Genomic DNA, 17,881 nt, shown 5'->3' with positions numbered 1-17,881 from the left:
CGGAGGGCTGTGTGCCGCTGGCCGACGAACCTGCCGAACCGGCGATGACAAGGCTGCTTCAACCCGATATGCGCAGGGGATGGCTGATTTTTTTGCACCGCTGCGCCTGCGTCTGGATGAAGACGCGCTGCTTTCCAACTGGCGTTGGCTGAAGGGGAAGGGCGGGGGCGCCGCCTGTGGCGCGGCAGTGAAAGCCAATGGATATGGGCTTGGCTCCGTGGAGGTGATGCGACGCCTGCTGGCGGAGGGCTGCCGGGATTTTTTCGTATCCAACTGGGCGGAAGCCATGGCGCTGGAACCTCTGGTGGAGGAAGGCATATCCCTCTCGGTGCTGCATGGCGTGCGGGATGAAGATATGGCGACCGCGCTTTCTTCCCGCGCCCGGCCGGTGCTTTGCAGCCCAAGGCAGATTGCGCGCTGGAAGGCCGCCGATGGCGGTCCCTGCGATGTGATGGTCGACACGGGCATGAACCGGCTGGGCCTCGACTGGCGGGGCGATGTCGCGGGGCAGGCGGCCGGATTGACCGTCGTGACATTGCTCAGTCATCTGGTGTCCGCCGACGAGGATGCATCGTTCAGCCAAACGCAGCTTGAACGTTTTTCCCTGCTGCGCACCAGCGTCCCGGCGGCGCGGTACAGCCTGGCGAACAGCGCCGGCATTTGCCTGGGGCCGACTTATGGCTTCGATATGACGCGGCCCGGTCTGGCGCTTTACGGCGGCATTCCGCGCAGCGAAGCGGTGGGGCATATCCGGCAGGTCGTGTTTCCCGAGGCGCAGATATTGCAGCGCCGCCGCGTTCCGGCAGGGGACACAATCGGATATAATGCAACCCATGTTGCAACAGCGGATATGGAAATCGCTGTGCTGAACCTGGGTTATGCCGACGGCTATTTGCGGGGGTTTTCCGGGCGTGGATGGATGCGGGCCGGGGACATGGTCCTGCCGGTGATCGGACGGGTATCAATGGATCTGACCGCGGTGGATGTCTCGACCTTGCCCGAAGTGGGGGAAGGGGATTGGCTGACGGTCGATTACAAGCTCGACGAAGCGGGCAGGATTTCAGGCTTGTCGCAATATGAATTGCTGACCGGGCTCGGCACAAGGTTCGACCGGCTCTGGAATTGATGCCTCACCGGATCCTGGTAAGCCCGCGCGGCGCTGAGCGTTTCCAAATCGTGATGCGTCGGCATCTCAGCGACTTGGCATGAGTCGAAAAAGGCCGCCGATCCTCCCAGGATCGGCGGCCTTTCATCCGGCTCAGCTTTGGCTTAGCGCTCGATGCACATGGCAACGCCCATGCCGCCGCCGACGCATAGCGTGGCGAGGCCTTTCTTCACGTCGCGCTTCTGCATTTCGTAGATCAGCGTGGTCAGCACGCGGGCGCCCGAAGCGCCGACGGGGTGGCCGATGGCGATGGCGCCGCCGTTCACATTGACCTTGCTCGGGTCCCAACCCAGTTCCTGCCCCACGGCCAGCGCCTGCGCGGCGAAGGCTTCATTGGCTTCGATGAGGTCGAGATCGGCCAGCGACCAGCCTGCCTTCGCCAGCGCATTTCGGGTCGCTGGGGCGGGGCCGATGCCCATGATCGCCGGATCGACGCCGCAGGTCGCGAAGCTGGCGATGCGCGCCAGAACCGGTGCGTTACGCTTGGCGGCTTCCTCCGCGCTCATCACGACCAGCGCGGCCGCCCCGTCATTGATGCCGCTGGCGTTGCCGGCGGTCACGGTGCCGTCCTTCTTGAAGGCCGGGCGGAGGCTCTGCATGGCCTCCAGCGTTGCGCCCGCGCGGATATATTCGTCGGCATCGACGATAGTGTCGCCCTTGCGGCCCTTGATCGTCACGGGAACGATCTCATCCTTGAAGCGGCCGGCAGCGCGGGCGGCTTCGGCCTTGTTCTGGCTGGCGACGGCGAATTCGTCCTGGGCTTCGCGGCTGATCTGGTACTTTTCGGCCAGATTTTCGGCGGTGACGCCCATATGATAATTGTGGAAAGCATCGGTAAGGCCATCATGCGTCATCGTATCGATGAGCGAGATCGGGCCCATTTTGGCGCCGCCGCGCAGATATTGCGCATGGGGCGCAAGGGACATGTTTTCCTGGCCGCCAGCGACCATGATGCGGGCATCGCCTGCCCGGATCGCCTGCGCCGCCAGCGCGACCGCGCGCAGGCCCGATCCGCAGAGTTGATTGAGGCCGATGGCGGTGCGTTCCACCGGGATGCCGGCATTGACGGCGGCCTGACGGGCGGGGTTCTGGCCCTGCCCAGCGGTCAGGATCTGGCCGAGGATGACCTCATCCACTTCCTCCGGCGCGACGCCGGCCTGAGCGAGAGCGGCGATGATCGCGGTGCGTCCCAGTTCATGGGCGGGCGTCGAGCCGAATGCGCCCATGAAGCTGCCGACGGCGGTGCGCTTGGCGGCGGTAATGACGATGTCTGACAAAGTCTTGATCCTCGGTTCCGGGGTGATTGTTTTCGCGGGTGCACATATCATCATCCGCCGTGCGTGCAAAGCCATTGGGACAGAGGGTCCCACAGGCGCTGTCGGGCGTTGCCGCCGACGATCATGCCCACATGACCCAGCGCCAATGTCACTTCTTCCGCCATTTCAGGCGCCGCTGCGGCAGGAACGATGCGGTCCTGCGCGGAACGGATTGAAACTGTGGGACAAGTCAGGTCGGCTGGATCGATCCGCTTGCCGCCAATATGCCACCGGCCAAGGCCGCTCGCATTTGCAGCATAAAATTCTTCGAAAAGATCGCGGCCCGCGCCGAACGTTAACGGGGGACCGCCATTGGCCCAATCCTCCACCGCCAGAAAGGCGCGTTCTTCCTCGGAACCGGCGTGCATTTCGGTGAAAGCCGCATATTTTCGGATCGTCCGCGCCGGGTCCATCGCCCAGAAGCCGGATTGCAGAACCTCCATGGGGATATAGCCCAGCCGTTCGCACATGGGCTTTGCGCCCTGCCATAGGGTTGCGATCTGATCGCGGTCGGCCGCCGGGAAACCATCGAAATTCCACGGGGTGGCGATTGTCGCCACGGCCCGGGTTTCCATCGATGCCGCAGCGCCGATGGCAAGGTTCCCGCCCAGGCAATATCCGACCAGAATGGGAGCGCGCGCAAGGGATTGGAGCAATGGCACCAACCTCTCGCTCACATGACCGTCCAGCCCCAATGCCGCGTCATGCTCTGCCGGAACGCCCCAGTCGACCAGATAGGCGTCATGCCCTGCTGCACCCATGTGGCGCAGCAAGGAACGGCTTGGCGACAGGTCGAGCACCTGCGGCGGATTGATGAGCGAGGGCACGAAAACCACCGGCGCGCGGCCATTGTCCGCCCCATAGCGGAGCAGCCGGGCACCGCCTGAGGACGCGAAAGTCGGCGGCGCTGGCGGTGGCGATGGCCGGCTAGCCTCTTGATATTTCCGCAATCCCTGGAAAGCGCGGCGGCGCAGTTCGGGATCGTCTTGCGTTTCGCGCCATAAAATATTGAGAAAAAGGGGTAACGGCCGCGGCCCATGTTGCGACGCGGCATTGGGCTGTGCTAATGCGGAAAATACAGGTGTGGGAGAGGTATCCATGGCCAAATCTAAGACCGCGAACGAATCCGAGCCGGTCGTCATCAAGAAGTACGCTAACAGGCGACTCTATAACACAGAAACGTCGAGCTACATCACGCTGGATCTTTTGTCGCAGATGACTCGCGAGGGGCGCGAATTCGTCGTCGTCGATGCGAAGACCGGAGAGGACATCACGCATAATGTCCTGACGCAGATCATCATGGAGGAAGAGCAGCGGGGCAAGAACATGCTGCCCGTCAACTTCCTGCGGCAGTTGATCGCCATGTATGGCGATTCCATGCAGTCCATGGTGCCGCAATATCTGGAAGCGTCGATGGAGGCGTTCCGCAAGAACCAGCAGCAGTTCCAGGAAGCCATGAAGGGCGCTTTCGGCGGCGGCCCGCTGGCCGAGATCGCCAAGCGCAACATGCAGATGTTCGAGGCGGCGGCGAGCGCTTTCGGCACGGGAGTGCCGGGGATGCCGGGAATGCCCACGCCTTCTCCCTCGCCAGTGCCGTCAGCGGCATCCGATGAAGCCAAGGATGATGAGATTGCCGAACTGAAGGCGCAACTTGCCGCGCTCAATGCCAAGATAGACAAGCTGACTTAAGCCTTCGGGGTCGACATGGACGGCGCGCTTGGCTTATGGCGCGCCATCCACTCGAAATGAAGGTCGATCCCGTGAAGCACGCCCTTTCCGTTACCCGCGAACAGGATTTCGCCGCCTGGTATCAGGCCGTCATTTCCGAAGCCGACATGGCCGAAGAAAGCGGCGTGCGCGGCTGCATGGTCATCCGCCCATGGGGCTATGGCATCTGGGAACGGATGCAGAAGCTGCTGGACGAGCGCATCAAGGCGACCGGCCACGAAAATTGCTATTTCCCGCTGTTCATTCCCTTGAGCTATTTCGAGAAGGAGGCCGAGCATGTCGACGGCTTTGCCAAGGAAATGGCGGTCGTCACCCATCACCGCCTGATCCAGAAGGACGGCAAACTGGTTCCCGATCCCGAGGCCAAGCTGGAAGAGCCGCTGGTGGTTCGTCCGACTTCGGAGACGGTGATCGGCGCGGCCTTCTCGCGCTGGGTGCAGAGCTGGCGCGATCTTCCCGTGCTCATCAATCAATGGGCCAATGTCGTCCGCTGGGAAATGCGTACGCGCATGTTCCTGCGTACCGCCGAGTTTCTTTGGCAGGAAGGGCACACGGCTCACGCCAGCGTCGATGAGGCGATGGAAGAGACGATGAAGATGCTCGAAGTCTATCGCGAATTCGCGGAGGAATGCGTGGCGCTCCCCGTCATCGCGGGCGAGAAGCCCGAAAATGAGCGCTTTCCCGGCGCCGTCGCGACCTATTCCATCGAAGCGATGATGCAGGATGGGAAGGCTTTGCAGGCGGGGACGTCGCATTTCCTGGGCACGACCTTCTCTCAGGCGCAGAACATCAAGTTCCAGAATGCCGAAGGTAGTCAGGAACTGGCGCAAACCACGAGCTGGGGCATGTCGACGCGCATGATCGGCGGGCTCGTCATGGTGCATGGCGACGATGACGGCCTGCGCGTGCCGCCACGCATCGCCCCCTATCAGGTCGTCATCGTGCCGATGCTGCGCGATACGGAAGAGGATGCCGCGATCCTTGCCTATTGCAATGAACTGGTGACGGAACTCAACAAGCAGGACGTCTTCCGCGAGCCGGTGCGCGCGTTGCTGGATCGTCGTCCGGCCAAGGCCGCGAACAAGCGCTGGGGCTGGGTCAAGAAGGGTGCGCCGATCGTGATCGAGGTTGGCGGGCGCGATGTCGCGGGCGGCAATGTGTCCGTCATCCGCCGCGACCGTCTCTATCGCGAGGATGGCAAGCTGGACAGCCAGATCGTTGCGAAGGGAGATTTCCTTGGGCGCGCCACAGGGATACTGGCGGAGATTCAGCAGGCGCTGTTCACGGACGCGCAGGCTCGGCTTCTGGGGAATATCGACAAGTCGATGACATCGCTCGATGCGCTGAAGGCTTATTTCGACGCGAGCAAGAAGCCCGGCTGGGCGCTGGTCCAATGGGCCAAGCCGACGGGCGCGGCTCTGGACAAGGTTGTCGAGTGGCTCAAGGGCGAGAAGCTGACGCTGCGCAACATACCGACGGATGCGGAAGCGGCTGACGGCGTGTGCATCTTCACCGGCGAGAAGGCCGTGGAGCGCGTGCTGGTCGGGCGGAGTTACTGATTTGATCTCCCCTCCCAGGCGGGGAGGGGAGATGACAGGATCTACAGGACGTATTTGCTGAGGTCGGTGTTGCGCGCAACGACGGCGAGCTGCTTATCGACATAGGCCGCATCGACAACCAACGTTTCGCCCTGGCGATCCTCCGCTTCGAAGCTCACATCCTCCAGCAGTTTTTCCATGACGGTCTGGAGGCGGCGGGCGCCGATATTCTCGACCTCGCTATTCACCTCGGCCGCAATCTTCGCCACTGCGCGGATGCCGTCCGGCGTCAGGTCGATGGTGACGCCCTCGGTCGCCAGCAGCGCGCGATATTGCGCAACCAGGCTCGCCTTGGTGTCGGAGAGGATCGACACGAAATCATCCTCGGTCAGCGCCTTCAGCTCCACCCGGATCGGCAGGCGGCCCTGCAATTCCGGCAGCAGATCGCTGGGCTTCGCGACATGGAACGCGCCCGAAGCGATGAAGAGGATATGGTCGGTCTTGAGCGGGCCATATTTGGTCGAAACCGTCGTGCCCTCGATCAGCGGCAACAGGTCGCGCTGGACGCCTTCACGGCTGACTGAGCCGCCGCGGACATCGCTCACCGCGATCTTGTCGATCTCGTCGAGGAAGACGATGCCATTCTGTTCCGCGCTGGAAATGGCGACGCGGGCGACATCGTCCTGGTCGAGCCGCTTGTCTTGCTCCTCCTCAACCAACTTGTCCCAGGCGTCCGCGACGCGCAGCTTGCGGCGCTTCTTCTGCTGTTGGCCGAAAGCCTTGGACATCATGTCGGAGAGGTTGATCATGCCGATCTGACCGCCCATGCCGGGGATTTCCATCGGCATGGAAGGGCTATCGGCGACTTCCACCTCGACCTCGACGTCATTCATCTGGCTGTTTTCGATCCGCTGGCGGAAGGAGAGGCGGGTCGCCTCGCTCGCTTCCTTGCCGGTGAGAGCGTCCAGCAGGCGCGCCATGGCGGCTTCGGAGGCGGCTTCGCGAACCGCTTCGCGGCGCCGGTCGCGCTCCAGGCGCACGGCCTCCTCGACCAGATCGCGCACGATCTGCTCCACGTCGCGCCCGACATAGCCGACTTCGGTGAACTTGGTCGCTTCGACCTTCACGAAGGGCGCATCGGCCAGCTTGGCGAGGCGGCGGCTGATCTCCGTCTTGCCGCAGCCGGTGGGGCCGATCATCAGAATATTCTTGGGCGTCACCTCATCGCGCAGGTCGGCGGAAAGCCTCTGTCTGCGCCAACGATTCCGCAGCGCCACGGCGACAGCGCGCTTGGCGTCGGCCTGACCGATGATGTGCGCGTCCAGCGCGGCGACGATGGCCTTGGGAGTCAGATTGTCGTTCATGATGTTCCGCAAATTCCGGGAAAAGAGCTCAGTTCACGCTTTCCAGCTCTTCGATGACGAGCTGGTCGTTGGTGTAGACGCAGATATCCGCCGCCACGGCCATCGCCTTGCGGGCGAGGGTTTCGGCGTCCTCTTCATATTCCACCAGCGCGCGGGCGGCGGCGAGCGCGAAATTGCCGCCCGAACCAATGGCGGCGACTCCGCCCAGCGGCTCCAGCACATCGCCATTGCCGGTGAGGATCAACGTCACTTCCCTGTCCGCGACGATCATCATCGCTTCAAGATTGCGCAGATATTTGTCCGTCCGCCAATCCTTCGCCAACTCCACGGCGGCACGCATCAGTTGGCCGTTATGGCGTTCCAGTTTGGCCTCAAGCCGCTCAAAGAGGGTGAAGGCATCCGCCGTCGCGCCGGCAAAGCCGCCTATGACCGATCCATCGTGGAGGCGACGGACCTTGCGGGCATTGGGCTTCATCACTGTCTGGCCCATGGAAACCTGGCCGTCGCCAGCCACGATGACCTTACCGTTTTTGCGTACCGACATGATGGTGGTGCCATGCCAGACCGGAAAGCTGCTGGCGTGAGCGCTGGAGTGTTGGTCGTTCATGGCGCGGCATATGGGAGCGATGGCGGCGGCGTGCAAGCGCCGCCAGCATACGCGTCGGATCGTGTCATTTTCTGGACAGATTTATTTCAGTTCGTTCAGGAACCAATCTGGGTCGATTGACATTGTGCAATGCAGCAACAATTATTGTCGCATGTTGCAGAGAGGAAATCTCATGTCCCTCAAAGTCAGGGCGCAGGAAAAGGTCGAGCGGGCAGGAATATCCAACTATTCCTTCGACCAGGATGTCTTGGTGATGTGCGGCGTACGCTATACGATTTCCGCCTGCGATTGCGGTGAACCCGATTGTGACGGTGTGCGTCTTGAAAAGGATGCGACCGTCATCGGCCGCATCCTTCAATAATTCGGGGCGTCGAGCGCCGAGTCCGACTTGAACCCAGCGCGCGCTTGCGGGATCAGTGAATAGCCCGTTCCCCGGCACTGCCGACGGATTGGATGTCCCGGCCCGCACCTTTCACGGTGTTGCAGGCCGCAAGCGATGAGAGAAGCAGCCCTGCAAGGACAAGCGCGACAGTTTGACGCATGAGATATGCACTCCTTTTGATAGCGTATCGATTATAACGCCCAAAAGGAGAATAAGTCCATTTTCCGAAAATAGGTTGGTGCACCGCTTGACAGGCGACGCAGCGGATGCCAATGGCCGCCTCCTCCTTACAGGGGGCGCGTAGCTCAGCGGTAGAGCACACCCTTCACACGGGTGGGGTCACAGGTTCAATCCCTGTCGCGCCCACCATGACCTTTTTGAAGTAGGTCATGGTTTTGAGAAATATTATTTCCCAACATTGATCTTTTCATCTGCATCGCGCTAATTTCCGCTGCGTGGAATGCGGCGGTTTCGCTGCCAGGCAAGGGATGAAAATGTCGCCATATCTGAAATGCGGCGCGGCCGTCGGTGCGCTGATGCTTTCCGTCATTTCCGCGCAAGCGCAGGAAAAGCTGACGCTTGAGCGTGTATTTGCCAATCCTGATTTGTCCGGGCCGCAGCCTCGGGCCTTGAAGCTGTCGCCTGACGGCAAGCTGATAACGCTGTTGAAACCGCGGGAGGACGAGAAAGAACGGCTGGACCTGTGGGCGGTGGACAGCTCCACGGGCGCTGAGCGCATGCTGGTCGATTCCAAGAAGACCGGAAGCGGCGCCGAACTCTCCGAAACGGAGAAAATGCAGCGGGAGCGCGACCGTTCGGTGGCAGGCAGCACCGGCATCGTCAGCTATGACTGGGCGCCGGATGGGAAGTCGATCCTCGTGCCGGTCGATGGCGATCTTTATCTGGCCGCGCTGGACGGCAAGGTCACGCGACTCACCGACACGCCAGATGGTGAGTTGAACGGCGTGGTCAGCCCCAGGGGCGGCTATGTGTCCTTCGTGCGCGGGGGTAATTTCTTCGTGCAGCCGATGGGCGGTGCGGAGAAACAACTGACGCAGGGCGCCAGCGACACACTCAGCTGGGGCGTGGCGGAATTCGTGGCGCAGGAGGAAATGGACCGGCGGACCGGCTATTGGTGGTCGCCCGACGACAGGCTGATCGCCGTCGCCCGCGTCGATGAAAGCCCGGTCGGCATCGTCACCCGCACAGCCATTGGCGGCGAGGGGACCAAGGTTTACGAGCAGCGCTATCCTGCGGCCGGCAAGCCCAATGCGCTGGTCGACCTGTATGTGATGAAGCCGGACGGCGGATCGCAGGTCAAAGTCGATCTGGGACCGGAGAAGGACATTTACCTCGCCCGCGTCGACTGGTCGAAGGACGGCCGGACCCTCTACGTCCAGCGCGAGAGCCGCGACCAGAAGACGCTTGACCTGCTCGCGGTCGAACCGGCGACGGGCAAGGCCCGGGTAATCCTGACCGAAAAGGCGAAAAGCTGGATCAACCTCAGCAACAATTTCCATCCTCTCAAGGACGGCAGCTTCCTCTGGTGGTCGGAGAAGACCGGCCATGGTCATCTCTATCATGTGCGGGACGGCAAGTGGACGGCGCTGACCAGCGGCGATTGGGAAGTCCGCGATGTCGTCGGCGTTGATGAGGGCCAGGGTCTTGTCTATTTTACAGGCAACAAGGAAACGCCGCTGGAGCAGCAGCTTTACGTAGCATCGCTCGCCAAGGCGGGGCCGCTCCGGCAGCTGACCTCGACCGGCTGGTGGAACGATGCCGTGATGGACGGCGCGACCAGCCGGATTGTCGTCGCGCGCAGCAATACGGATCAGCCCAAACAGGTCTATCTGGCCGACAGCGCGGGCAAGCAACTGCAATGGCTGTCGGAGAATGCGATCAAGGGGGACCACCCTTACGCGCCCTATCTCGCCAGCCATGCAAAGACCAGGTTCGGCACCATCAAGGCGGCGGATGGGTCGACGCTCTACACCCGCATCATGACGCCGCCGCTGGAGGCGGGGAAGCGCTATCCCGTCTTCATGCTGCATTATGGTGGGCCGGGTACCGGGCGCCAGGTCACGAATTCCTGGGGCTCGCCCATATATCAATATCTGGTGGACAAGGGCTGGATCGTATTCGTCGTCGACAATCGCGGCACGCCGGATCGCGGCAAGGCTTTCGAGGATCAGATCTACCACGCCATGGGCACGGTCGAGGTTGAGGACCAGTTGAAGGGTGTCGAGTGGCTCAGGTCGCAACCCTATGTCGATCCCCAGCGGATTGCGACCTATGGCTGGTCCTATGGCGGATATATGTCCTTGAAAATGCTGGAGAAGGCGCCGGGCACCTTTTTCGCCGCGATTGCGGGCGCTCCCGTTACGAAGTGGGAATTGTACGACACCCATTATACAGAACGCTATCTCGGCAAGCCGCAGGAACAGCCCAGCGCCTATCCCGGTTCGGACGCGGTGGATGAGGCCGTGAAGATCAAGGACCCGCTGCTCCTGATCCACGGCATGTCGGACGATAATGTGGTGTTCGACAATTCGACGGCGCTGATGGCCAAGATGCAGGGTGCCGCCGTGCCGTTCGAGATGATGGTTTATCCGGGCCAGACCCACCGCGTCGGCGGGCCGGGCATCAGCGTGCATCTGTGGCGCACGATAGAAGATTTCCTCGCCCGCCATGTCTTGGCGCCGGAAACCTCCACGAAATGACGCGCAAGGACGTTGCCGCGGCGCAAAATCTGCGGCAACGTCGGGCAGCAAAAGCCGCGCTTTGACGCAATAAACTGCTTGTCTCTGGACAAACGGCGCAATGCCGCTATGGCGCCCACTCCGCAATTTTGCATGGAGTGGAGTGTTAAGTCATGGGCTACAAGGTCGTCGTCGTTGGTGCCACCGGTAATGTGGGCCGCGAGATGCTGACCATTCTCGCCGAGCGCGAGTTCCCTATTGACGAGATCGCGGCGGTTGCTTCGCCCCGGTCGCAGGGCACCGAAATTGATTTCGGTGACACCGGCAAGACGCTCAAATGCAAGAATATCGAGCATTTCGACTTCACCGGATGGGATATTGCTCTGTTCGCCGCAGGCTCCGGCCCGACGGCCGAATATGCGCCCAAGGCGGCTGCCGCCGGCTGCGTGGTGATCGACAATTCGTCGCTCTACCGCATGGACCCGGACGTGCCGCTGATCGTGCCCGAAGTGAACCCGGATGCGATCGACGGCTATACGAAGAAGAACATCATCGCGAACCCGAACTGCTCGACCGCGCAGATGGTCGTGGCGCTGAAGCCGCTTCATGACGCTGCGAAGATCAAGCGCGTCGTCGTCGCCACTTACCAGTCGGTTTCCGGCGCAGGCAAGGAAGGGATGGACGAACTGTTCGAGCAATCGCGCAACATCTTCGTCGGCGATCCGGCCGAGCCCAAGAAGTTCACCAAGCAGATCGCCTTCAACGTGATCCCGCATATCGACGTTTTCCTGGACGATGGCTCGACCAAGGAAGAATGGAAGATGGTTGCGGAAACCAAGAAGATACTCGATCCCAAGGTGAAGGTCACGGCGACCTGCGTGCGCGTTCCGGTGTTCGTCGGTCATTCCGAAGCACTGAACATCGAGTTCGAGAAGGAAATCTCGGCCAAGGAAGCGCAGGATATTCTGCGGGAAGCGCCGGGCGTGATGCTCGTCGACAAGCGCGAGGATGGCGGTTACGTCACCCCGGTCGAGTGCGTGGGCGATTATGCGACCTTCATCAGCCGCGTGCGGGAGGATTCGACCATTGAAAACGGCCTGAACCTTTGGTGCGTCAGTGACAATCTCCGCAAGGGCGCGGCGCTCAACGCGGTGCAGATTGCAGAACTGCTGGGCCGCCGGCACCTGAAGAAGGGCTAAGGCCTTTCCCATGATCTCCGGCGCTGGGGCTGTCTGGACAGCCGTCCCGAAAGCGCAGCGCCGGATGATCCTGTTGCTGATCGCGGCCATTGCCGCCGCCAATATCGATCAGCCCTATCCCGAACTGGCGCCGCTTCAGCATGGGCCGACAATGCTGTTGGCGTTCGCCGCACCCTGGCTGTTACGCCGCTGGCCCTCGTCGAATGAATCGATGGGCTGCATCCTGCTCTTCCTGCTGCTGCATACGCTGGGCGGGCGCTACATCTATTCCTATGTGCCCTATGACGCGTGGGCGCGGGCGATCAGCGGGCATGATATTTCCGGCACTTTCGGCCTTGCGCGCAACGGTTATGACCGGCTGGTGCATTTCGCTTTCGGGGCGCTGCTGACTGCGCCTTTTACCGAAATGGCGCGACGCTATGGCGGCATGCGAAGGGGTTGGAGCCTGACTTTCGCCTTTACTGCAGTGGGCTTTGTAGGAGCGGTGTACGAGATTTTCGAATGGCTGCTCACCGTCATGGCGGCGGGGCAAACCGCCGACTGGTATAATGGCCAGCAGGGCGACATGTGGGACCCGCAAAAGGACATGGCGGCGGCGCAAATCGGAAGCATGCTCGCCCTGATCGGGCTCGCGGCCACTCGACAAGGACGCGCGGAGGCCATATCCGCGGGCGGACATCATCCCGAGGAGTAGCCCCCATGCCAGCCCCCGCGCCTGACCTGCCGATCGAAAAGCTGGAGATCAAGGGTCTGGGCGACCTGCCGATCGCAGTGCATGTGGCGGGAAAGGGGCGAGATCTGGTCCTGATCCACGGCTATTTTTCCAACGCCTGGACCAATTGGGTTCGCTACGGCCATGCTGCGAAGCTGGTGGAGGCGGGCTTTCGTGTGATCATGCCGGACCTGCGCGGTCATGGCGAAAGCGGCAAGCCGCATGACGTCGCCGCTTATCCCCCTGACGCGCTGACGGAGGACAATCTGGCGCTCGTTGATCAGCTTGGCCTGACCGACTATGACCTTGGCGGCTATTCGCTGGGCGCGCGGACGACCACGCGGATGCTGGCGCGGGGCGCCGCACCGCGCAAGGTGATCCTGGCGGGAATGGGGCTGCGGGGTCTTGTCCAGACGCTCGACAATGGCGGCTATTACAGGAATGTGCTGACCAATCTCGGCAGCTTCGAGCGCGGCACGTCCGAATGGATGACCGAAGCCTTCCTGAAGACCACCAAGGGCGATCCGGTGGCGATGCTGCACATCCTCAACACCTTCGTCGATACGCCTAAGGAGGTCATTGCCGGGTTTATGCAGCCGGTCGAGGTGGTCTGCGGCGCGGACGACCGAGACAATGGCGTGGCGCAGGAACTGGCCGATGTGCTGCCCAATGGCCGCTATGTCGAGGTTCCGGGCAACCATATGAACGCCGTTACCCGAAAAGAACTGGGGCAGGCGATGGTGGATTTCCTCACTGCCTGACCTGCGGAAACGTAGCTCTCATTACATTTATCGGAATGGCGGTTCGTTGAAAGCGCGCAGCTTGCGGCTGTGGAGCTTCGGCCCCTCCTGCCGCAGCAATTCGCAGGTCGTGAGGCCCACGCGCAAATGGCCCGCAATGGCTTCCTCATAGAAACGATTGGCCTGCCCGGGCAGCTTCAACTCACCATGGATCGGCTTGTCCGAGACGCAGAGCAGCGTCCCATAGGGTACGCGAAAACGATAGCCCTGCGCCGCGATGGTGGCCGATTCCATGTCGATCCCGACCGCGCGGGACAGGCTGAACCGCAGTGCCGAACTGGAATATCGCAGTTCCCAATTGCGATCGTCGGTGGTGACGACCGTGCCGGTGCGCAGCCGTCGCTTGAAATCTTCCCGATCATTGCCGCCCAGCACAGCCTCCGCCGCCTTGGCGAGCGCGACCTGAACCTCCGCAATGGCCGGGACCGGAATTTCCGGGGGCAGCATTTCATCCAGCACATGATCGTCGCGCAGATAGGCATGAGCCAGCACATAGTCGCCGATCCGCTGGCTGGGCCGCAGGCCGCCGCAATGACCGATCATCAGCCAGGCTTCGGGACGAACGACCGCCAGATGGTCGCAGATCGTCTTGGCGTTGGATGGTCCGACGCCGATATTGACCAGGGTGATGCCGCTGCGGTCCGGCGCGATCAGATGATAGGCCGGCATTTGATGCTTGCGCCACGCACTGTCCGCGATCATCCGCGCGGGGTCGGCGGTTTCGGGGGTTACATAGACGCTGCCAGCCCCGGAAAGCGCGGTGTAGCGCGTGCCTTCCCGCTGCAATTCCGCGCAGGCCCAACTCACAAATTCATCGACATAGCGGTGATAATTGGTGAACAGGATATAGCGCTGCACATGGTCGGCCGGGGTGCCGGTATAATGTTTGAGCCGCGCGAGCGAGAAATCGGTGCGCAGCCCGTCGAACAGGGCAAGCGGCCTTTCGCCCTCCGCGTCCGGCATGAACAGCCCGTCCGCGATTTCGTCCCCGATCTCCGCCAGCTCGGTCGCCGGGAAATAGCGGGCCAGTTCCGTCGGCGGCGTTCCGTCCAGCGCGCTGATGTCCAACCCATCCAGCACATAGGGGAAGGGGATCTGCTGGTCGCTGAGCGCCGTTTCGACCTCCACCCCATAGTCGCGGACCAGAAGGTCGATCTGCTCGGCCAGATATTCCGCGAACATGGCGGGCCGCGTGACCGTGGTCACATATTGTCCCGGCTTGGACAGGCGCGCGAAGGAGCGGCCCGGCGGCGGCGCGTCGGTTTCGGCATGATGCGTGACGCGCAACTCGGGATAGCAGAAGCGGCGGTCCGTCGCGGCCTCCGCCGGCGGCACGCTGCCGTCGCGGGCATAGGCACGCATCGCCTCGCGCAGATTTTCGATGGAATTCCGATAGATATCGTCGAGCTGGGCGACGATGGCGTTGCCGATGCTTCTTGTCATCGACACGTGGTAACGCACTTATATGACGGAAGAAAGATGCGCGCCCGAAACGGCAGGCGCGCACCTCCTCATTCAAATCTGTTCCAGCAGATGTTCGGCCGATGACACGTTGAAATCGCCCGGTGCTTCGACATTCAGTTCCGTCACGACGCCGTCCTTGACGATCATCGAGAAACGCTGGCCCCGCGTCCCCATGCCGAAGCCGCTGCCGTCCATGGTGAGGCCGACCGCCTTGGCGAAATCGGCATTGCCGTCGGCCAGCATCGTCACCTTGCCATCGGCGTTGGCGGATTTGCTCCAGGCACCCATGACGAAGGCGTCGTTGACGGCAGTGCAGGCGATTTCATCGACGCCCTTGCCCTTGATATCCTCCGCCTTGTCGACGAACCCAGGCAGATGGCGCGCCGAGCAGGTGGGTGTGAACGCGCCGGGCACAGAGAAGAGCGCGACGGTGCGACCCGCGAAATAATCGTCCGAAGCGACCTTTTCGGGGCCGTTATCGGTCATCTTGACGAAAGTGGTGCTGGGGATGCGATCGCCCTTCGAAATGGTCATCTTGTGTCTCCTGGCCCTTTTTGGACGGGCGGCAGGTTGGTTCCGGGCGGCCTTCTGTCAAGGGGCAGGAAAGCGAAAATGGCGTACCGCCTCATCCGAGCGACAACCCGGCATTGGCAAAGAGATGAAGGGGCGTATAGTCGGCGGATGACCACAGCGCGCTCCTACGCCGGCCAGTTTCTCCTCGCCCTGCCGGGCATGGAGGACATGCGTTTCGATCATTCCGTCATCGCCATGTGCGTCCATGATGAAAACGGCGCCCTGGGCATCGCCGTCAGCGATGAGATCGACGGCGTCACCCTGCACGACCTGCTCGAAAGTTTCGAGATCGAGCCGGGCGATGTTCCGGACATGCCGGTGCTGCGCGGCGGACCGGTTGAGCCAAGGCGCGGGTTCGTGCTGCATTCGCTCGACTGGATGGGCCATGACATGGTCGTGGTGGGGGATGGCTGGGGCCTTTCCGGGTCGCTCGAAATCCTCAAGGCCATTGCGGAGGGCAATGGACCGAGTCGCTATCTGGTTGCCCTGGGTTATGCCGGATGGGGCGCGGGCCAGCTCGATGAGGAAATGAGCGGTGAAAGCTGGTTTCCGACCGGTTGCACGGCGGACTTGCTGTTCGATGTTCCCGCGACGCGGAAATGGTCTGCCGCCTATGCTTCCGCGGGGGTCGATGCTTCCCACCTGGTCAGCGGCGCGGGATCAGCATGATATAAAGAAAACTTTATATTGAGTTGCCTTGAACGGCGGCGATTGGTAAAGCCCAGCCCATCGCCGCCGCTTTGCCTTGTCAGAGCGGCTCTGGCACATTCTAAAACAATGGAGACACGCTCGTGGCCACCGCACCCGCCGCACAGGCGCAGGATTATGTGATCGCGGACATCGCCCTTGCCGGCTTCGGCCGCAAGGAAATCGAGATCGCCGAAACCGAAATGCCCGGCCTGATGGCCCTGCGCGCCGAATTCGGCGCCGCCAAGCCGTTGAAGGGCGCGCGCATCACCGGCTCGCTGCACATGACCATCCAGACCGCGGTTCTGATCGAGACGCTGGCCGACCTCGGCGCCGAAATCCGCTGGGCTTCGTGCAACATCTTCTCGACCCAGGACCATGCCGCCGCCGCCATTGCCGCGCGCGGCATCCCCGTCTTCGCCGTCAAGGGTGAGACGCTGGAGGAATATTGGGACTATGTCATCCGCATCTTCGACTGGGGTGACACGACCTGCAACATGATCCTGGACGATGGCGGCGACGCCACCATGTTCGCGCTGTGGGGCGCCCGCGTCGAAGCCGGGGAAGAACTGTTCACGCCCGGCAATGAGGAAGAGGAAATCTTCGTTGCGACGCTGAAGCGCTTCCTGGCCGAGCGTCCGGGCTATCTGACCCAGACCGTCGCGGCCATCAAGGGCGTGTCGGAAGAGACGACCACCGGCGTTCACCGCCTTTACGAACTGGCGAAGAAGGGCAAGCTTCCCTTCCCGGCGATCAACGTCAACGACAGCGTGACCAAGTCGAAGTTCGACAATCTTTATGGCTGCAAGGAATCGCTGGTCGACGCCATCCGTCGCGCCACCGACGTGATGCTGGCCGGCAAGGTCGCTTGCGTCGCCGGTTTCGGCGATGTCGGCAAGGGTTCGGCCGCGTCGCTGCGCAATGGCGGCGCCCGCGTGCTGGTGACGGAGGTCGATCCGATCTGCGCGCTTCAGGCCGCGATGGAAGGCTATGAAGTCGTGACGATGGAAGAAGCGGCCACCCGCGCCGACATCTTCGTCACCGCGACCGGCAACGAAGCCGTCATCACCGTCGATCACATGCGCGCCATGAAGAACATGGCGATCGTCTGCAACATCGGCCATTTCGACAGCGAGATCGAGATCGCCGGCCTCAACAACATGCAGTGGACCGAGATCAAGCCCCAGGTGGACGAGGTTCAGTTCCCCGACGGCAAGAAGATCATCGTTCTTGCCAAAGGCCGTCTGGTGAACCTGGGCTGCGCCACCGGCCATCCCAGCTTCGTGATGTCGTCGAGCTTCACCAACCAGGTGCTGGCGCAGATCGAACTGTGGACGAAGTCCGACGAATATAAGAACGAAGTCTATGTGCTGCCCAAGCATCTGGACGAGAAGGTTGCCGCGCTGCACCTCGAAAAGCTGGGCGTGAAGCTGTCCAAGCTGACCGAAAAGCAGGCCGCCTATATCGGCGTGTCGACGGAGGGGCCGTTCAAGCCGGACCACTACCGCTACTAAGATCAGGGAAGGGAGGCGCAAAAGCCTCCCTTTTTCGTTGGAGCAGGGCACTGTTCCATCGCACGAGCTGCAAATTCTTTGCATCTCAGTGCTTCACGCTGCATCCGACATGGGTTAGTCCCCCTGAACGAAC

At 62.0% G+C, this 17,881-nt stretch carries 17 protein-coding genes and 1 tRNA gene; 11 read left to right on the top strand and 7 right to left on the bottom strand.

The window, feature by feature from the left end:
* Positions 1 to 79: 79 nt before the first annotated feature.
* Complete coding sequence (gene alr, locus F7P65_RS08685) at positions 80 to 1,126, top strand: alanine racemase (protein WP_150291343.1); 1,047 nt, start codon at positions 80 to 82, stop codon at positions 1,124 to 1,126.
* 143 nt (positions 1,127 to 1,269) lie between these two features.
* On the opposite strand, the gene F7P65_RS08680 is transcribed toward alr, so the two are convergent.
* Positions 1,270 to 2,442 (bottom strand): acetyl-CoA C-acetyltransferase, encoded by a 1,173-nt coding sequence (locus F7P65_RS08680; RefSeq protein ID WP_150291342.1) that lies wholly within the window; start codon positions 2,440 to 2,442, stop codon positions 1,270 to 1,272.
* Positions 2,443 to 2,492: 50 nt separating this feature from the next.
* Positions 2,493 to 3,581 (bottom strand): alpha/beta hydrolase, encoded by a 1,089-nt coding sequence (locus F7P65_RS08675; RefSeq protein ID WP_150291341.1) that lies wholly within the window; start codon positions 3,579 to 3,581, stop codon positions 2,493 to 2,495.
* On the opposite strand from F7P65_RS08675, the gene phaR reads away from it, so the two are divergent.
* Complete coding sequence (gene phaR, locus F7P65_RS08670) at positions 3,580 to 4,170, top strand: polyhydroxyalkanoate synthesis repressor PhaR (RefSeq protein ID WP_150291340.1); 591 nt, start codon at positions 3,580 to 3,582, stop codon at positions 4,168 to 4,170. The genes F7P65_RS08675 and phaR overlap by 2 nt on opposite strands.
* Positions 4,171 to 4,241: 71 nt before the next feature.
* Entirely contained in the window at positions 4,242 to 5,768 is a 1,527-nt protein-coding gene (proS, locus tag F7P65_RS08665; RefSeq protein WP_150291414.1) for a proline--tRNA ligase, read from the top strand.
* Positions 5,769 to 5,809: 41 nt separating this feature from the next.
* On the opposite strand, the gene hslU is transcribed toward proS, so the two are convergent.
* Both hslU and hslV read right to left on the bottom strand, forming a co-directional pair.
* A complete protein-coding gene (gene hslU / locus F7P65_RS08660; protein ID WP_150291339.1) occupies positions 5,810 to 7,111 on the bottom strand; it encodes an ATP-dependent protease ATPase subunit HslU in 1,302 nt (433 codons plus the stop codon).
* Positions 7,112 to 7,139: 28 nt separating this feature from the next.
* Positions 7,140 to 7,718 (bottom strand): ATP-dependent protease subunit HslV, encoded by a 579-nt coding sequence (gene hslV / locus F7P65_RS08655; RefSeq protein WP_150291338.1) that lies wholly within the window; start codon positions 7,716 to 7,718, stop codon positions 7,140 to 7,142.
* 172 nt (positions 7,719 to 7,890) lie between these two features.
* Here hslV and F7P65_RS08650 point away from each other — a divergent pair, with 172 nt between their 5' ends.
* Positions 7,891 to 8,079: a hypothetical protein gene (locus tag F7P65_RS08650; protein ID WP_150291413.1), complete on the top strand. Its 189-nt coding sequence runs from the start codon at positions 7,891 to 7,893 to the stop codon at positions 8,077 to 8,079.
* A 52-nt stretch (positions 8,080 to 8,131) separates the two neighbouring features.
* On the opposite strand, the gene F7P65_RS08645 is transcribed toward F7P65_RS08650, so the two are convergent.
* Complete coding sequence (locus F7P65_RS08645) at positions 8,132 to 8,260, bottom strand: entericidin A/B family lipoprotein (protein ID WP_150291337.1); 129 nt, start codon at positions 8,258 to 8,260, stop codon at positions 8,132 to 8,134.
* A 134-nt stretch (positions 8,261 to 8,394) separates the two neighbouring features.
* On the opposite strand from F7P65_RS08645, the gene F7P65_RS08640 reads away from it, so the two are divergent.
* The 5 genes from F7P65_RS08640 (at position 8,395) to F7P65_RS08620 (ending at position 13,471) form a co-directional block, all read left to right on the top strand.
* Positions 8,395 to 8,469: transfer RNA gene (locus F7P65_RS08640), tRNA-Val, on the top strand.
* A gap of 125 nt (positions 8,470 to 8,594) precedes the next feature.
* Positions 8,595 to 10,820: a S9 family peptidase gene (locus F7P65_RS08635; RefSeq protein WP_150291336.1), complete on the top strand. Its 2,226-nt coding sequence runs from the start codon at positions 8,595 to 8,597 to the stop codon at positions 10,818 to 10,820.
* Between the two features lie 152 nt (positions 10,821 to 10,972).
* Positions 10,973 to 11,998: an aspartate-semialdehyde dehydrogenase gene (locus F7P65_RS08630; protein WP_150291335.1), complete on the top strand. Its 1,026-nt coding sequence runs from the start codon at positions 10,973 to 10,975 to the stop codon at positions 11,996 to 11,998.
* Positions 11,999 to 12,008: 10 nt separating this feature from the next.
* Positions 12,009 to 12,692 (top strand): DUF2238 domain-containing protein, encoded by a 684-nt coding sequence (locus F7P65_RS08625; protein WP_150291334.1) that lies wholly within the window; start codon positions 12,009 to 12,011, stop codon positions 12,690 to 12,692.
* 5 nt (positions 12,693 to 12,697) lie between these two features.
* A complete protein-coding gene (locus F7P65_RS08620; protein WP_150291333.1) occupies positions 12,698 to 13,471 on the top strand; it encodes an alpha/beta fold hydrolase in 774 nt (257 codons plus the stop codon).
* A gap of 27 nt (positions 13,472 to 13,498) precedes the next feature.
* Here F7P65_RS08620 and F7P65_RS08615 read toward each other — a convergent pair whose 3' ends face one another.
* Complete coding sequence (locus tag F7P65_RS08615; RefSeq protein WP_150291332.1) at positions 13,499 to 14,953, bottom strand: AMP nucleosidase; 1,455 nt, start codon at positions 14,951 to 14,953, stop codon at positions 13,499 to 13,501.
* 72 nt (positions 14,954 to 15,025) lie between these two features.
* The gene (locus tag F7P65_RS08610; protein WP_150291331.1) at positions 15,026 to 15,508 is read right to left on the bottom strand and encodes a peroxiredoxin; all 483 of its coding nucleotides are present in this window, start codon (positions 15,506 to 15,508) and stop codon (positions 15,026 to 15,028) included.
* Positions 15,509 to 15,655: 147 nt separating this feature from the next.
* Here F7P65_RS08610 and F7P65_RS08605 point away from each other — a divergent pair, with 147 nt between their 5' ends.
* On the top strand, positions 15,656 to 16,216 hold the full coding sequence (locus tag F7P65_RS08605; protein WP_150291330.1) for a YqgE/AlgH family protein: 561 nt from the start codon (positions 15,656 to 15,658) through the stop codon (positions 16,214 to 16,216).
* A 122-nt stretch (positions 16,217 to 16,338) separates the two neighbouring features.
* A complete protein-coding gene (ahcY, locus tag F7P65_RS08600; RefSeq protein WP_150291329.1) occupies positions 16,339 to 17,748 on the top strand; it encodes an adenosylhomocysteinase in 1,410 nt (469 codons plus the stop codon).
* The last annotated feature ends 133 nt before the right edge of the window (positions 17,749 to 17,881 follow it).

The organism is Sphingobium estronivorans, assembly GCF_008692605.1.
GTDB classification, from domain to species: domain Bacteria; phylum Pseudomonadota; class Alphaproteobacteria; order Sphingomonadales; family Sphingomonadaceae; genus Sphingobium; species Sphingobium estronivorans.
Note: the sequence above shows the minus strand (reverse complement) of the source record. Positions and strands in the feature narration are given on the sequence as shown.